General features: G+C 32.5%; 12 protein-coding genes. 9 read left to right on the top strand and 3 right to left on the bottom strand.

The features are described from left to right. The first annotated feature begins 69 nt into the window (after positions 1 to 69). From BC748_RS05565 to BC748_RS05550, 4 genes are all read left to right on the top strand, one after another. The gene (locus BC748_RS05565) at positions 70 to 915 is read left to right on the top strand and encodes an endonuclease/exonuclease/phosphatase family protein (RefSeq protein WP_133532475.1); all 846 of its coding nucleotides are present in this window, start codon (positions 70 to 72) and stop codon (positions 913 to 915) included. A 210-nt stretch (positions 916 to 1,125) separates the two neighbouring features. Further along, positions 1,126 to 3,189, top strand: coding sequence for a tail fiber domain-containing protein (locus BC748_RS05560; RefSeq protein WP_133532474.1), 2,064 nt, complete (start codon positions 1,126 to 1,128; stop codon positions 3,187 to 3,189). Between the two features lie 36 nt (positions 3,190 to 3,225). Next, positions 3,226 to 6,054, top strand: coding sequence for a GH92 family glycosyl hydrolase (locus BC748_RS05555; RefSeq protein ID WP_133532473.1), 2,829 nt, complete (start codon positions 3,226 to 3,228; stop codon positions 6,052 to 6,054). Between the two features lie 52 nt (positions 6,055 to 6,106). Beyond that, complete coding sequence (locus BC748_RS05550) at positions 6,107 to 6,874, top strand: nitrilase family protein (RefSeq protein ID WP_133532472.1); 768 nt, start codon at positions 6,107 to 6,109, stop codon at positions 6,872 to 6,874. Positions 6,875 to 6,884: 10 nt separating this feature from the next. On the opposite strand, the gene BC748_RS05545 is transcribed toward BC748_RS05550, so the two are convergent. Together BC748_RS05545 and BC748_RS05540 are read right to left on the bottom strand one after the other, a co-directional pair. Further along, positions 6,885 to 8,489 carry an Ig-like domain-containing domain gene (locus BC748_RS05545; protein WP_342772703.1) on the bottom strand — a complete coding sequence of 535 codons (1,605 nt, stop codon included), beginning with the start codon at positions 8,487 to 8,489 and terminating at the stop codon, positions 6,885 to 6,887. Between the two features lie 341 nt (positions 8,490 to 8,830). Next, a complete protein-coding gene (locus tag BC748_RS05540; protein ID WP_133532471.1) occupies positions 8,831 to 9,514 on the bottom strand; it encodes a ComF family protein in 684 nt (227 codons plus the stop codon). A 97-nt stretch (positions 9,515 to 9,611) separates the two neighbouring features. On the opposite strand from BC748_RS05540, the gene BC748_RS05535 reads away from it, so the two are divergent. The 5 genes from BC748_RS05535 to BC748_RS05515 all read left to right on the top strand — a co-directional run bounded on the left by BC748_RS05535 (position 9,612) and on the right by BC748_RS05515 (position 15,957). Then, entirely contained in the window at positions 9,612 to 11,156 is a 1,545-nt protein-coding gene (locus tag BC748_RS05535; protein WP_133532470.1) for a glycine--tRNA ligase, read from the top strand. 245 nt (positions 11,157 to 11,401) lie between these two features. Beyond that, positions 11,402 to 12,505: a LytR/AlgR family response regulator transcription factor gene (locus tag BC748_RS14295; RefSeq protein WP_246014006.1), complete on the top strand. Its 1,104-nt coding sequence runs from the start codon at positions 11,402 to 11,404 to the stop codon at positions 12,503 to 12,505. A gap of 396 nt (positions 12,506 to 12,901) precedes the next feature. Beyond that, entirely contained in the window at positions 12,902 to 13,153 is a 252-nt protein-coding gene (locus BC748_RS05525; RefSeq protein WP_133532469.1) for a hypothetical protein, read from the top strand. Between the two features lie 93 nt (positions 13,154 to 13,246). After that, positions 13,247 to 15,292, top strand: a complete 2,046-nt coding sequence (locus tag BC748_RS05520; RefSeq protein WP_133532468.1) for a tetratricopeptide repeat-containing sensor histidine kinase — start codon at positions 13,247 to 13,249, stop codon at positions 15,290 to 15,292. Beyond that, positions 15,292 to 15,957, top strand: a complete 666-nt coding sequence (locus BC748_RS05515) for a response regulator (protein WP_133532467.1) — start codon at positions 15,292 to 15,294, stop codon at positions 15,955 to 15,957. Before BC748_RS05520 ends, BC748_RS05515 begins: the two co-directional genes overlap by 1 nt. Before the next feature lie 41 nt (positions 15,958 to 15,998). On the opposite strand, the gene thiL is transcribed toward BC748_RS05515, so the two are convergent. Further along, the gene (gene thiL / locus BC748_RS05510; protein WP_133532466.1) at positions 15,999 to 17,045 is read right to left on the bottom strand and encodes a thiamine-phosphate kinase; all 1,047 of its coding nucleotides are present in this window, start codon (positions 17,043 to 17,045) and stop codon (positions 15,999 to 16,001) included. Between the last annotated feature and the right edge of the window lie 33 nt (positions 17,046 to 17,078).

Raw genomic sequence — 17,078 nt, 5'->3', positions numbered from 1 at the left:
TCATAAAGATTAGTTTAAATTAAACTTCTCAAAAATACAGAATTTGTAATACAAATTTTTATTTTTGAAATGAATAAATTTCTTTTAATGAGAATTATAATTTTATTTTTATTTTTTGGTTCAACTATTTCCTCACAAACCCTCAAAATTGTGACGTATAATATTCGTCTAGAGCTAGCTAGCGATGGTGAAAATTCTTGGTCGAATAGAAAAGAGTATTTCTGTTCACAACTAGGTTTTTACGAACCTGATATTTTCGGAATTCAAGAAGCATTGCCGCATCAGGTAACTGATATTGCTTCGGCTTTACCAAAATACAATTACATTGGAATTGGTCGTGACGGAATAGGAAAAGGCGAATCGTCTAATATTTTTTACAAAAAAGATAGATTTGATTTAATCAAAGAAAATACTTTTTGGTTATCAGAAACTCCTGTAGTGATGTCCAAAGGTTGGGATGCTGCATTGAACAGAATTTGTACATACACTTTATTAAAAGACAAAAAAAGCAAACAATTTATTTGGGTTTTTAATACACATTTAGATCATATAGGTGAATTGGCAAAAACCAATTCTATTCAATTGATTCTTTCGAAGATTAAAACTTTAAACACTAAAAATTATCCTGTATTTTTTATGGGCGATTTCAATTCAGAACCATCAGAAGAACGAATTGTGAATCTAAAAAAAGAAATGCTCGATAGCTATGATGTTTCAGTAGAAAAACCTTTTGGACCATTAGGAACTTTCAATGCTTTTAAACACTATGAAGCCGTTACAAAACGAATTGACTATATCTTTATATCAAAAAATAGTAAGCTAAAAGTTAAAAAATTTGCCATTTTGAGCGATTCCAAAGACTTGAAATATCCATCAGATCATTTACCCGTTTACGCAGAATTTGAATTTAATTAGAAGAATAGTTTAAAAAAGTAAGGTTTTTATACTTTAAAACGTAGTTAAAAAAAATATACAAGCATATTTATCGTCAATTTTATATTTTTATCGAATATGCAGTAAAGTTAATATTCCAAATAGTTGACAGTATGCAATTTTATATATATTTGCTCGTTATGAAAAATTTAACATATATATATAAAATCTATTCTCATTTGTGTTAATTCAATGAAAAAAATATTTATTACCATATTATTTTTATTGGAATTCATAGTGTCCTATGGTCAAGTTGGTATAAACACAACTTCACCAAATGCGCAATTTGATATTAATGCTTCAAACCCTGTAAGTCCATCAAATTTAGATGGAATACTAATTCCTAGAGTTACAACTTTCCCTGCAATAAATCCAACAATACTTCAACATGGAATGTTAGTTTTCTTGACAACCGTTTCTGGATTAAATCAACCTGGTTTTTATTATTGGAATAACCCAACATCAAGTTGGATTGGTATTTCAAGTTCAGGTAATGGTTGGTCAATAACTGGAAACTCAAACACCATTAGCGGAACAAACTTTATTGGTACAACAAACGCACAAGACGTAGATTTTAGGACGAATAACCAACTCAAAATGCGACTTTCACAAAAAAGTCAATTAGAGTTTTTTAATAATGGAAGTTCTGTCTTTATTGGTAACCAAGCCGGCGAGAATGACGATTTAACGAATAATCAAAATGTATATATTGGTCATGAAAGTGGTTTCACTAACACTAATGGATTTTCCAATGTAGCGGTTGGTTATTTTTCAATGCGTTCTAATATAAATGGATTTAATAATTCCTCTTTAGGTTTTCAATCTTTATTAAATAATACTGCTGGAACAAGTAATACAGCCGTTGGTAGTCATTCTCTTTTTTCAAATACTTTAGGAGTTAGCAATACAGCCATTGGTTCAAAAGCACTTGAATTAAACACAATTGGATCAAGTAATACTGCTGTTGGTGTTGAATCATTAAAAGAAAACAACCTTGGTGAAAGCAACACAGCAATTGGATTTTCAGCACTAAAGAAAAATACATCTGGTAGTCAAAATACTGGTGTTGGATCATCTTCTCTATTAAATAATATATCAGGAATATTTAATACCGCCATAGGAAATACTGCATTATTATCTAATACCATCGGAAGTAATAATACGGCAATTGGTGTATCATCTCTCTACAATAATACTATTGGTAACAACAATACGGCAACTGGCGCTTCTTCATTACTTTCAAACACGACAGGTAATAATAATACCGCAACTGGAATTTATGCCTTGACAACAAACTTATCTGGTAGTGGAAATACTGCTACTGGAAGAGGTTCTCTTAATGGAAATACTATTGGAAATAATAATACCGCAAATGGTGCAAACACTTTATCTTCAAATATTGATGGTAATTTTAATATTGCAATTGGTTTTACATCAATGCTAACAAATACTTCAGGAAATAACAATGTAGCAACAGGAACTTCTTCTCTTTATTTGAATACAATTGGGAGTTTTAATACTAGTTATGGTACAACATCGCTTTTAAATAACACCACAGGAAACAGTAATACTGCCATAGGTAATGGCTCAATGTCAACCAATATAACTGGTAGTAATAACACAACTTTAGGAAACAATTCGAACGTTTCCGCAGCAAATTTATCCAATAGCACAGCCGTTGGAAATCAAGCCATTTCAAATGCTTCCAACAAAGTTAGACTAGGAAATACACTAGTTACTGTTGTTGAAGGGCAAGTTCCTTACTCCAATCCGTCTGACGCAAGATTTAAATCAAACATAAAAGAAAATGTTCCAGGATTGGATTTTATTCTAAAATTAAAACCAGTAACTTATAATTTTGACACCAAAAAATTTTCAGATTATTTATACCAAAATGTCGCCGATAGCCTAAAAACTCATTTAAAAAACAACGACTACTCTACATCAACAGCTATTATTCGCTCTGGGTTTTTAGCACAAGATATTGAAAAAATAACAAAAGAAATTGGGTATGATTTTGATGGATTACACATTCCCGAAATTGGAAATTCAACTGATACCTACTCTGTTGCATACAGCCAATTCATAATGCCAATTGTAAAATCTATTCAAGAACAACAAACCATTATTGAAACTCAAAAAAATCAAATCGAGAATTTGCAAAAAGAAAACGCTGAATTAAAAAGAGAACAAGAAAAGCAAAAACAAACACTCGAAAACATTATTCAAAAACTCATTGAGTTAGAAAAGAAATAAATTGTTGCTTATCTTTGGGAAGCAAACTTAAACCCAATGAAAAATTTCTTTCTAGTATTTCTTTTATTCTTTTTAAATTTAATTCAAAGTCAAAACCTCCATAAACACGTCAATCCGTTCATTGGAACTGATGGTCATGGACATACTTATCCTGGCGCAACTGTTCCGTTTGGAATGGTGCAACTTTCTCCAGATACTCGAATTGATGGAAGTTGGGATGGATGTTCGGGTTATCATTATTCCGATAAAACGATTTACGGATTTTCACATACGCATTTGAACGGAACTGGAGTTTCTGATTATGGCGATATTATGTTAATGCCGACAATGGGCGAACCATTATTTGATAATAAAATTTATTCTTCAACATTTTCGCATCAAAATGAAAAAGCTTCCGTTGGATTTTATAGCGTAAAACTGGACAAACACAATATTGACGTTCGTTTGACTACATCAACTCGAGTTGGATTTCATGAATATACTTTTAATCAAAACGGCTCAGCCAATATTATTTTAGACTTAAATCATCGTGATAAATTATTAGAAGGCGAAGTTAGAATAATTGATCAAAAAAGAATTTGGGTAAAAAGACGAAGTGAAGCTTGGGCGAAAGACCAATATGTTTTTGCATTAATTGAATTTGACAAACCATTAGAAATTTCAAAAGTTAAATCAAATGGTGAAAAAGGAAGACGATTTACTGGAACAGAATTAGCTATTAGTTTTTCAAAACAAGTTAAAAAAGGCGAAAAAATAAATATTAAAGTAACCTTATCACCAACGGGATTTGAAGGTGCAGAAAATAACAGTTCAGAAATCAAACATTGGGATTTTGAAAAAGTCAAAAAAGAGGCCGAACAACTTTGGAACAAACAATTATCAAAAATTGAAGTAACAGAGTCTGATAAAAACAAGTTAGCTATTTTCTACACCGCGTTATATCATACGATGGTACAACCCAATATTGCTCAAGACATCGACGGAAAATACCGTGGTCGTGACAACAAAATTCATGTTGCCGAAGGTTTTGATTACTATTCCGTTTTCTCACTTTGGGATACATTTCGAGCAGCACATCCTTTGTATACTTTAATTGACAAAAAACGCACTGCCGATTTCATTAATACGTTTCTAAAACAATACGAACAAGGCGGAAGATTGCCCGTTTGGGAATTGGCTTCTAATGAAACCGATTGCATGATTGGTTATCATTCGGTTTCGGTTATGGCTGATGCTATGGCAAAAGGAATTACCGGTTTTGACTACGAAAAAGCATTTGCAGCAGCTAAACATTCGGCGATGTTAGATCATTTAGGATTGGATGCCTATAAAAAGCAAGGTTTTATTTCGATGGATGATGAGCATGAAAGCGTTTCGAAAACTTTGGAATATGCTTATGACGATTGGTGTATCGCACAAATGGCGTTGCTTTTGAACAAAAAAGAAGATTTTGAGTATTTCATGAAACGTTCTCAAAACTGGAAAAACATCTTCGATTGGAATACGGGTTTTATGCGACCAAAGAAAAACGGCGGTTGGGATAAACCGTTCGACCCAAGAGAAATTAATAATAATTATACCGAAGGAAATTCATGGCAATATTCGTTTTTTGTACCACAAGATATTCCCGGAATGATTGAAGCATACGGAGGAAACGATAAATTTGAAGCCAAACTCGACGAAATGTTCAATTCAGAAAGTAAAACTACAGGACGCGAACAAGTTGACGTAACAGGATTAATCGGTCAATATGCACACGGAAACGAACCAAGTCATCACATGGCGTATTTGTACAACTACATTGGAAAACCTGAAAAAACTACCGAAAAAGTACATTACATTCTTAACAATTTTTACAAAAATTCTCCCGACGGATTAATTGGAAACGAAGACTGCGGACAAATGAGCGCTTGGTATGTGTTGAGTTCGATGGGAATTTATGCAGTTACGCCTGGAGAAGTTTCTTGGAGTACATCAATTCCATTTTATGATAAAATAAAAGTGAATTTTGAAAGTAAACAAACCAAAATCATCACAAAAAATTCAGAAGAAATAGATTTGGTTTATTTTGATGAAGATTCAGACGATGAAGTAGTTGCAATAGTTGGAATGTTAGAATCGGATATAAAAAAGATTATCCCAGTTCCAGTAATTCAAGCTGAAAGTAAATCTTTTAAAGATAAAATGATGGTTGAAATAAAATCTAGAAACTCTAATGATGAAATCTTTTATGCTATATATACAGAGGAAAATAAATCAAAAATGGTTGAAGTTTCTCTTATATATAAACAACCTATCGAAATTTCTAAGACTTCGGAAATAATAGCTTTTTCTAAAAATAAAGAAAATCAAAGCAACGTAATCTCAGCAACCTTCTTCAAAAAACCAAACAATTACACTATCGACATAAAATCAAAATACAATCCGCAATATCATGCTGGTGGAAATGACGGTTTATTAGACGGAATTAACGGAACAACCAACTGGAGAAAAGGCGATTGGCAAGGTTATCAAAGTCAGGATTTTGAGGCTGTTGTTGATTTACAAAACGCAAAAGAACTATCCAATTTTAGCGCAACCTTTCTTCAAGACCAACGTTCATGGATTTTAATGCCAACAAAAGTGGAATATTACAGTTCGTCTGACAATGTCAATTTTACTTTAATCACATCAATCGCCAATGATATTGATCCGAAAAAAGATGAAAACACTATTAAAGATTTCAATTTCACTTCTTCAAAACCCATAAATACAAGATATATAAAAGTGAAAGCGTATAATCTTGGAAAACTTCCAGAATGGCATTTAGGTTTTCCTTTTGATGGCGATGCTTTCATCTTTATTGACGAAATCACTATTAAATAAATCTTTGTGAAACTTCGTGAAATACTTTGTGAAACTCTGTGATACAAAAACCATGAAAACAGCTCTAATCCAAACTTCCCTAATTTGGGAAAACCCAACCGAAAACCGTAGTCATTTGGCACAAAAAATCACCGGTTTTATGGAAGACGTCGATTTGATTGTCTTGCCCGAAATGTTTTCGTCTGGTTTTACGATGAACCCAAAAGCCGTTGCCGAAACCATGAATAGCGAAACCGTTGCTTGGCTTCAACATTTGGCGAAAGCTAAAAATTGCGCTATTACCGGCAGTTTAGTCATTGAAGAAAAAGGAAAGTTTTACAACCGATTGGCTTTTGTTTTTCCCAACGGTGATATACAACACTATGACAAACGCCATTTATTCACTTTAGCTGGCGAAGACAAAGTGTATACTGCAGGAAAAAATAAACTAATTGTAGAATACAAAGGTTTCAAAATTTGTCCGTTGATTTGTTATGATTTGCGCTTTCCAGTTTTTTCTCGAAATGTAGAAAACTACGATGTGTTGCTTTATGTTGCTAATTGGCCAAAAATCCGAACCAACGCTTGGGATATTTTGATCAAAGCACGTGCTGTAGAAAACATGTGTTATACTATTGGTGTAAACCGAATTGGAACCGATAACAACAACCATGATTATATTGGTCATTCACAAGTAGTTGATTTTCTTGGAAATTACATACTCGAACCACAAGAAACGGATTCGGTATTCATCATCGATTTGGATAAAGAAAAACTGCTTCAAACTAGAGAAAAGTTAGCCTTCCTTGATGATAAAGATGATTTCAAATTGTTAAAATAAAATTGAAGGGCTAATTTTTAATTCCTAAATCAAAATCCTGCTCCCAATCCCAGTTGGCGTTAATTGGAAACTCTTCTTGTAAATAGATTACCTCTTCTGATTGTCGTTTTTCCAAGAAGTTACCTGTATCCCAAACACTATTTTTATTATCATCATAAATAGCTCTAAGAGTAAACTTGCTAGGTTCCAATGCAAAAAACTCGACAATCGGATTGTTTTCGGTTATGGCAGTAGCTTTTATCTTTCCGTCTTTATCGGTTAATTGAAGGATAACTGGATATCGATTGACATTTTTCAATGTAACTCTCAAATTTCCATAATCAGTAACATTTCTAGTAGACAATTTATAACTCAACGTATCATTGACATTATCAAAAAAATCAGTCATCGCACCAGGAAGTGCATTAATTATGTACTTTTCTGAAGGTTCCAACTTAAAATCTAAAAATAATTTTTGTTCAAATTCGTCATATTCTGTTGTGAAATTTACTGCAACCGAGTCTTTATTGATTATGGAAATTTTAGTTTTATCAAAGCTTACTAATGGCGTTGAACTATCTAAAACATAGCGTTCTCGCAATGGCATTCCTGCTTTAAAAACAGCGGAAATCTTTAATGAGTCGTTCTTTTGATTTTTAATTTTAGTCCAAAATTCCTTTTTAAAATTCTCTTTTTCTACCGAAACCAATAATGAGTCAGCCTTCATCGGTTTGAACCAGACTTGTATAGAGTCTTTTTTTGGAAATTGTGTTACTATCGACGGAATTTCAGTTTCTCCATTTTTTACCGAAACCTTTGCTCCTTTTGGTTTTCCTTCATAACCTACAAGAATTCTATTTCCCGAGGCTTGCGAAGGTTTCAATGCCTTAAAAGGCAAAACTTCCTTGAACATTTCTACCTCAAAAATAGTATCATTCGGAATCGTGATGTACTGTTTTTGAAAACCAATTTTGTCCGATTTCGGATTGTATTTGTTATTTCCATTGTCTTTCAAAGCCACTAAAAGATATTTTCCAGCTTTGATATTATCTATCGTCACAATTTGTAAACTATCCAAAGTGTTGGTTATGTATCGTGGCGTTTCTTTATAAATGGTCGAATCGTTATATTTTTCATTGATTTCATAAAGCATTACCGAAACAAAGTTATCCGTTTTTTTCTCCAAAGCATCTTTCACTTTAACATTCAATTTAAGCGAATCGATATGACTTCCGGTCGAAAAAACATACTTAAACTGCGAATACGGATTTCCTTCATTATTGTCTTCTATACTTTGCCCAAAGTTCAAACTATAAGTAGTATTGGGTTGCAGTGTATCTTTAATTTTTATTGTGATTTTTTTAGAAGCATTCGTTGGCAAAATCTCTGGCTGATACTTCAACGGTGGCGAAACAATCAACTGCTTATTGATGTTTTTCAGTTTCACATATTCGTCAAAATTCAACACAATCTCTTTAGCCGTAAAATTTGTAGAAAGATTTTTAGGAAAACTAGCCGTCAAAACTGGCGCAATGGTATCTTTATCGCCACCAGTAATATTGCCGCGTTTTGCACAACCAACCGTTAGCAGTAAAGAAAAAAACAAAAGAAATCGAAGACTATTTTTTAACATCATGCGTTTTATTTCAAAACACAAAATAACAATTATATTTAGTGGTAACGAAATGTTTTTAAGTAAACTTAACACCAAATTCACCCAACAAAAATTAAAATCCATTTGGAGCGAATCTTTCGGGAAATATCAATAGACCATTTTCCTGCTCTTGTCAGTCGCTTTGTCTCTTTCTATCGAAGAGACAAGAGCTTCAACAATGACAAGATCAGGGCTAAAAAGTAAACCATTTGAATCCTTGTAAACTTTTCTAAACACTTAGCATTTGAGAACTTTGTCAAAGTTGATTATCCATTATTTAGAAACACTTAAATGACCTTAAATTCCTTATATGGTTAAAAAAATCAACTATGAGACATCGCCATACAAACAATACTAATCTTCACATTCGGAATTTTAAGCAAAGCTCGGCTACAAATTTCTAAAGTTGAACCCGTTGTAATCACATCATCAATCAAAATAAAATGTTTTCCATGATGATTTTCATCAAAAACAGCTTCAAAAGTCGCATCTTTCACTTCTGTTCTATCTAATAAATTCTTCTTCGTTTGCGTTTTAGCATACACATTGCGTCTAAGAATCGTTTCATCAAACGGAATTTCAAGACTTTCCGATAACGCTTTCCCAAAACGATCCACTTGATTATAACCACGTTCTTTCCTCCGTTTTTTATGCAACGGAACTGGAATAATATAATCCGCCGATTGGATAATATCATTTTTTTTCAAATCCTCAGCATACCAATAACCAATCGCTTCGCCAATTTCTTCCTGACCTTTATATTTTAACTTGTGAATCATTTCCTGAACAATTCCTTTTTTGTGAAAATAAAACAACGCACCAGCAAACTCCAGCGGAACACGACCATAAAACTTTTTCATCACTTCATTTTCCTCAATTTTATGATGATTTGTCAACGGAATATCAAACCGACATTGCGTACAAATCACTAATTCATCAGCCAACAAAAACGAAGAACAACCCGCACAAGACTTTGGGAAAAATAGATTTAGGATATGATTTAGCATAAAAAAGATTTTTTCTTACATAAAAATATAAAATAATTTTAATGAAATACATTTTACATCAGTTTTTTAACCCTACTTTTTATATTTTTGCACCATTATGGCAAAACAAGAAGATTTATTTAAGAATGTAGTTTCGCACGCAAAAGAATACGGATTCATATTTCCGTCAAGCGAAATTTACGATGGTTTAAGCGCAGTTTACGACTACGCACAAAACGGTGTCGAACTAAAGAAAAACATCCGCGAATACTGGTGGAAAGCAATGGTGCAAATGCACGAAAACATTGTTGGGCTAGATGCCGCAATCCTTATGCATCCAACTACTTGGAAAGCATCTGGTCACGTTGATGCGTTCAACGATCCGTTAATAGACAACAAAGACAGCAAAAAAAGATACAGAGCCGACGTTTTAATTGAGGATTATGCCGAAAAATTAAACCTAAAAGCCAAAAAAGAAATCGAAAAAGCGCGCGAACGTTTTGGCGAATCGTTCGACGAAGAACAATATAAAACTACCAATCCACGTGTGATGGAATACCTTTCAAAAGAAAGAGAAATTCTTGAACGAATGGGTAAATCATTAGGCAACGGCGATTTAGATGATGTAAAAGCACTAATCGAAGAACTAGAAATTGCTTGTCCAGAAAGCGGTTCAAGAAATTGGACAGACGTAAAGCAATTCAACCTAATGTTTGGTACAAAACTCGGAGCTTCTGCCGAAAATGCAATGGATTTATACCTTCGTCCAGAAACCGCACAAGGAATTTTCGTAAACTTCTTAAACGTTCAAAAAACAGGTAGAATGAAAATCCCGTTTGGAATTGCACAAACAGGTAAAGCATTCCGAAACGAGATTGTTGCAAGACAATTCATCTTCCGCATGCGTGAATTCGAACAAATGGAAATGCAATTTTTTGTAAAACCAGGCGAAGAAATGAAATGGTACGAATACTGGAAAACAACCCGTTTAAACTGGCACCTATCATTAGGTTTAGGCAAACAAAACTACCGTTTCCACGACCACGAAAAATTAGCCCACTATGCTAACGCTGCAGCCGATATCGAATTCAATTTCCCTTTTGGTTTCAAAGAATTAGAAGGAATTCATTCTAGAACCGATTTCGATTTGAAAGCACACGAACAATATTCAGGCAAAAAACTACAATATTTCGACAACGAAACCAATTCAAATTACGTTCCTTACGTAGTTGAAACATCGGTTGGATTAGACAGAATGTTTTTAGCGGTCTTTGCAACTTCATTAAAAGAAGAAACATTAGAAGATGGTTCAACAAGAACAGTTCTGGCTTTGCCATCGGTTTTAGCACCAACCAAAGCAGCCGTTTTACCATTAGTTAAAAAAGACGGTTTGCCAGAAGTGGCTCAAAGCATCATTGACGATTTAAAATGGGATTTCAATGTAGCTTATGACGAAAAAGACGCTGTTGGAAGACGTTACCGTCGTCAAGATGCGCTTGGAACTCCATTTTGTATTACAGTAGATCACCAAACTTTGGAAGATAAAACAGTAACCATTCGTCATAGAGATTCAATGAAACAAGACAGAGTGGCTATTGCAGAACTAAGAGCAATAATCAACGAAGAAGTTTCGATGAGAAATTGGTTAATGAAAACCGTTTAGAAGTAAAAATATAATTTACGAAACACAAAACAAAACCCAAATTCAACTGCGAATTTGGGTTTCGTAATTTAATACGTTCTTAAAAGAATTCAGGTCATTCGTTTAACGAAAATACAAGCGTTTAATCGAATTTTTTTTTTATGTTAAAATATAATGACAAACTTCGCCCAAGAATAGTCCCCAAAACTACTTTCAAACCAAAAACTACTGTGCTTTCCCTATTAAACCAAACAGGAAAAGCTTAGATGAATTATACTTACATCATTATTGACGATGATCAAAACAGTGTTTTGAAGACAAAAGCGTTAGCTGAAAGTTTTCAAAATTTAACTTGTTTGGCTGTTGCTTCTACTTTTGATGATGGAATTAACTTAATTCTTGAGCATCAACCAAAATTGGTTTTCCTAGAAATAAATCCTTCAAACAAAGAAAGTAATCTTTCCTTCTCTTTAATCAGCGAATTGTATCGTTATCTAAAAGTGGTGCCAAAGATTATTATTACAACAAACACAAAAGAATACGCTTTTGACGCACTAAAATATGAAGTCATTGATTATATGCTAAAACCGTTACACATTAATGAGTTTAGAAAAGCAATCTTCAAATTAGTTCGCGATATAGAAGTTAATTATTCAGTAGTTCAACCAACGACTGTATCTATGCAGCCAAAAGCAGTTGAAAATATAGTTGTAAACCAATTAGTTGCTGTTTCAGATGATTTCTCAGAAGAAGAAGAAATAGAAGAACCTATTAATGAAATTTTAGAAGAAGAAGAAACTCTTTATCCTGAAGAAGAAATCATCGAAGAAGAACTAGCCGAAGAAAAAATTATCACTTCACAAGAAAGTATTGCTGAAGAAGAAGCAAAATTACTAGAAACAGCAGATGAAGAGGTTGAAACTACAGAAGAAATTGTAGAAGAAAATACAGAAACTGAAGTTGAAGTTGTAAATCCTTCTCCAAAAGCAGAAGAAATCATAACCGTTCAAAAAGAACAACCTTTAATTATTTGTGTTAAATCATATGGTGATTATCGCTATATTGATTCAACAGATATTTTATATTTTGAAGCTGATAATAATTCAACCGACATTCATTTAAACAACGGAGAAATGATTACGGCATTCAAAACTTTAAAACATTTTGAAAGCGTTTTACCTCCAAAAGACTTTTTACGAATTCACAATAGTTACATTATTAATGTGAATCAAGTATCAAGAATTCACACAGGAAATGCGTTGTGTTTTATAAAAAATTCTAATGTCAAACTTCCTTTTTCAAAATCGTATAAAGAAAATGTTGATTTAATTATCACTCGAATTGCTGGTGGAAATTATTTAGAAATATAAAAATTCCATAAAATATTTTATACTCAAAAGCAACTGAAAACTCCAGTTGCTTTTTTTTATTTCTAAAAACAAAACGATTTAGAATCGATTTAAGACCACTTTATTTTTTTGAATCAACGTTCACAAAACCAAAAAAAAGACTCGCTAGATCGAAACTAAATAGCTGTAGGAGTCAAATTTTGAACTAAATAGCAAAATATTCAAAAATCATCCACCACGATTTGAGTGTCATTCACTATCAAACGGATGCATTCTACCATAAACCATTGATTTCATTGCGATTGAAAAGCATATCCTTTCTAGTTTTACATCGTGAAAGTGTCTTAATGCCTCAAATCGTAAAAGGCGCACACCGAAACAACAAAGTCAAATACTAATAATATAAAGTCTCAAATTATGAAAAAATTAGCTCAAACATTCGGATTATTAACACTTATGCTGTTGATAACATCTTTTACAACTCCAACTGAAAGTGGTGGTAAGAAACCAGTAGTAGGTGAATATACTTCTGGAGGAAAAAAACCAGTAGTAGGTGAATACACTTCTGGAGGAAAAAAACCAGTAGTAGGTGAATTTACTTCTGGAGGAAAAAAACCAGTAGTAGGTGAATTTACTTCTGGAGGAAAAAAACCAGTAGTAGGTGAATAATTTACTTTAATAGATACAACAAAAACCATCCTAAATTGAGGATGGTTTTTTTTTTTAAATAGTCTTTAGTACATTTGAGAAATATTTTTTGTCTTGAAAAATTATTTCTCTTTTTTATTGTTGTTGTTTTTACCATTTGGATGTAATGACACTAATGGAAATAAAGCTATTGAAAAAACCATAAACGATAGTTCTTCACTCTATTTAATCAAAGCTCAAAGAAAAGGTGCAAAGTCATCTGAAAAACTAAAATATTTTAAAAAATCACTTAATGTTTTAAAAAATCAACAAAACGATTCAATTACCCGAGGTAAATTGTTTGAATTAACAAAAGATTTATACAAAAATAACTTTGAAAATGATTTTTTAAATTCCGCTAATTTATTAGCTAAACTTTCTTTAAAATCAAAAGACAGTTTTCATTTAGCACAAGCATACAGAATTAAGGGAAATTACTATAAAAATTTAATAAATCCAGATAGTGCCTTCATTTACTATACAGAATCTGAGAAAATTTTAAAAAAACTCAAAAACAAAGAAGGCCTTTCATTTATTTTAATTAATAAAAGTATAATTCAATTTGATGCTGGTGATTACACTGGCGCAGACAGAACGTTGAATAATGCATATTTAATTTCCAAAAAAAACAACGAGATTGACAATCTTTATGCTACTTCTGTTATGATGGGTTTAACTTCATTAGAAACCAAAGATTATGATAAAGCAATACAATACTTCAACAACGGTTTAAACATTATCAGCAAGACTAATAGTCTTTTAGGACAATTCAACAGAGAAACTTGTTTGAACAATATTGGACTGTCTTATCAAAGAAAAGGAAATTATTCTAAATCTATTGAATATTTTTCATCAGGTTTAAAAAATAAATCAATAAAAAATGATGATCCTGAACTTTACAGTTTATTACTAGATAATTTAGGCTTTTCTTACCTTAAAGTTGGTGATTTAGACAAGGCATACAAACTTATTTTAGAAGCATTAAAAATAAGAGAAGAGTTAAACTATCCCAATTTAATTGTTTTAAGTAAAGTTCATTTATCAGAATATTATCGACAAATAAAAGATACATCTTCTTCTAAAAGATTTATTACAGAAGCTTTATCTTTGGCAAAAAAAGAAAAAACACTCAGGGATTATCTTCCTGCGCTTAAGCAAGCATCTTTAATTGATACAAAAAATGCTTCCTCATATTCAAAAGAATACATCCGATTGAGTGATAGCATTAGAAATATAGAAATCTTATCCCAAGAAAAATTCGCTCGTATCCAACTCGAAACAGATGAAATAATCGAAGAAAAAGGTAAACTAGAAGAAAAAAACAGAACCTTACTTTATGTTTTTTTAGGTGTTATGGTTGTTGTATCCTTGTTATTTATTGTTAGAGCACAACGAGCAAGAACGCGCGAATTGGTTTATAAACAAGCACAACAAAAAGCCAATGAAGATATTTATAACCTATTAATTTCTCAACAAAACATTATCGACGAAAGTAGAACTGAAGAAAAGAAGAAAATAGCTCGAGACCTTCACGATGGTGTTTTAGGTAGAATGTTTGGCGCTCGCCTTAACTTAGACAGCTTAAATGGTAAGACTGACGAAGAATCTATAAAGAAAAGATTAGGTTATCTAGAAGAGTTGAAAAACATCGAACAAGACATTCGTGAAATTTCACACGACCTTAATAGAGAAAAACAAGTTTTAATTAATAACTTTGTCTCCATCGTTTCAAATTTGCTAGAAGAACAAAATGCATCACACGAAGCAGAATTAGTTCATTATATCGACAACACTATACAATGGGATAAAATAAATAACACCACAAAAATCAACATGTATCGCATGCTTCAAGAAAGTTTGCAAAACATAAATAAGTATGCAAAAGCAACTCAAATTAACGTTGAATTTAAAAAAATAGAGGAAAATTTAGTTTTAACAATACTAGACAACGGTGAAGGTTTTGATGTAAACAAAAAAAATAAAGGAATAGGTGTTCAAAACATGATTTCAAGAACACACGAATGCAACGGAATAATAGATATTAGTTCAATAAAAGGAACTGGAACATCCATAATAATAACAATACCAATAGAAACTAAAAAAGAAATAATTGAAACTTAATGAAAAGCCCAATCAACGTTTTAATTGTAGATGATCATCCTTTCATCATTCAAGCATATAGAAATGCACTAAATAAGTATAGCGAACAAGGTTATGAATTCACCGTTACTCAAGCTGGTGATTGCAAAGCTGGATATGAAGCTATTACCGATCCAAAAAATGATTTTCAAATGGCGATGTTTGACATCAGTATGCCAGAATATGCTGAAAAAGGCATACGATCTGGTGAAGATTTAGCCATGTTAATGCACGAAACAATGCCAGAATGCAAGGTTATCTTGCTAACGATGCACTCAGAAACAGAGAAAGTAAACAATATCGTAAGAAACATAAACCCAAGCGGATTAATCATTAAAAACGATATTACTTTTGATGAATTGATCTTTGCGATGGATAGAATCTTGCACGACGAAAACTATTACAGTCAAACCGTTATAAAACTAATTGGTCACAAACAAAATTTCGATCATAATTTAGATACTATTGATACGCAAATTATTTACCAATTATCAAAAGGTGTTCCAGGAAACGAATTAATCAAATACATTCCGCTTTCGCCAAACAGTATCGAAAACAGAAAAGCAAAGATTAAAATTACTCTCGGCGTAGAATATTGCTCTGATGAAGAACTTGTTGAAGCCGCCAAAGAAAAAGGAATTATATAAAACCAAAAAAAGCGTCTCATTTTTAAAATAAGACGCTTTTTTTATTCTTCCATCGCATTCCATCCACGAGCTTTTAGCGGAATTTTAGTGTTTGCTCTAGTGATTAGGTGTATTCCTTCACTTTCTCCAACCATGTGCCCAATAACTGTAAAATTTGGGTTGGCTTTAATCTTATCAAAATCATCCATAGCAATGGTGAATAACAATTCATAATCTTCACCTCCATTTATAGCAACAGTTGTTGAATCGATATTGAATTCCTCACATACATTAATAAACTGAGGATCAACAGGGATTTTTTCTTCGTATAAATTGCAGCCGACTTTACTTTGTTTACAAATATGAATGATTTCAGACGATAATCCATCCGAAATATCAATCATTGACGTTGGTTTTACTTCCAATTTTGACAATAATTCTTTAATATCATGTCGCGCTTCTGGACGTAATTGTCTTTCTATCAAATATGTATAAGCATCTAAATCGGGCTGATTGTTAGGATTTACTTGAAACACTTGCTTTTCGCGTTCTAAAACCTGCAATCCCATATATGCCGAACCTAAATCGCCAGAAACCACTAATAAATCTCCTTCTTTTGCACCATTTCGATACACAATTTCGTCTTCATTTGCTTCGCCAATTGCTGTAATTGAAATAATTAATCCTTTTTGAGATGACGTTGTATCACCACCGATAACATCGACATTATAGAATTTTGCAGCTAATGCAATGCCATCAAACAACTCTTCCAAAGCTTCTAGTGGAAAACGATTAGAAACTGCCACTGAAACAGTAATTTGTGTAGCTCTAGCATTCATTGCGCAAATATCAGAAACATTCACTACAACCGCTTTATAACCCAAATGACGCAACGGCATGTATGATAAATCAAAATGAACACCTTCAATCAACAAATCAGTGGAAACAACTACTTTTTTGTCTGCAAAATCTAAAACAGCAGCATCATCACCAATGCTTTTTAGTGTTGAGTTGTTTTTTACATCGAAATTTTTCGTTAAATGTTCAATCAAACCAAACTCACCCAATTGAGAAAGTGAAGTTCGTTGTGGCGTTTTATCTTCTAGCATAATTTTGTGTTTTCAAGTTGGCAAAGTTACAAA

This window comes from Flavobacterium dankookense (assembly GCF_004362665.1).
GTDB lineage: Bacteria > Bacteroidota > Bacteroidia > Flavobacteriales > Flavobacteriaceae > Flavobacterium > Flavobacterium dankookense.
Note: the sequence above shows the minus strand (reverse complement) of the source record. Positions and strands in the feature narration are given on the sequence as shown.

What these genes read in the sequence shown, in the direction of transcription:
- BC748_RS05535 (WP_133532470.1), top strand. Translation starts at nt 9,612, where the DNA reads ATGGCAAAACAAGAAGATTTATTTAAGAATGTAGTTTCGCACGCAAAA.
- BC748_RS05555 (WP_133532473.1), top strand. Translation starts at nt 3,226, where the DNA reads ATGAAAAATTTCTTTCTAGTATTTCTTTTATTCTTTTTAAATTTAATT.
- BC748_RS05560 (WP_133532474.1), top strand. Translation starts at nt 1,126, where the DNA reads ATGAAAAAAATATTTATTACCATATTATTTTTATTGGAATTCATAGTG.
- BC748_RS05550 (WP_133532472.1), top strand. Translation starts at nt 6,107, where the DNA reads ATGAAAACAGCTCTAATCCAAACTTCCCTAATTTGGGAAAACCCAACC.
- thiL (WP_133532466.1), bottom strand. Translation starts at nt 17,045, where the DNA reads ATGCTAGAAGATAAAACGCCACAACGAACTTCACTTTCTCAATTGGGT.
- BC748_RS05565 (WP_133532475.1), top strand. Translation starts at nt 70, where the DNA reads ATGAATAAATTTCTTTTAATGAGAATTATAATTTTATTTTTATTTTTT.
- BC748_RS05525 (WP_133532469.1), top strand. Translation starts at nt 12,902, where the DNA reads ATGAAAAAATTAGCTCAAACATTCGGATTATTAACACTTATGCTGTTG.
- BC748_RS14295 (WP_246014006.1), top strand. Translation starts at nt 11,402, where the DNA reads ATGAATTATACTTACATCATTATTGACGATGATCAAAACAGTGTTTTG.
- BC748_RS05515 (WP_133532467.1), top strand. Translation starts at nt 15,292, where the DNA reads ATGAAAAGCCCAATCAACGTTTTAATTGTAGATGATCATCCTTTCATC.
- BC748_RS05540 (WP_133532471.1), bottom strand. Translation starts at nt 9,514, where the DNA reads ATGCTAAATCATATCCTAAATCTATTTTTCCCAAAGTCTTGTGCGGGT.
- BC748_RS05545 (WP_342772703.1), bottom strand. Translation starts at nt 8,489, where the DNA reads ATGATGTTAAAAAATAGTCTTCGATTTCTTTTGTTTTTTTCTTTACTG.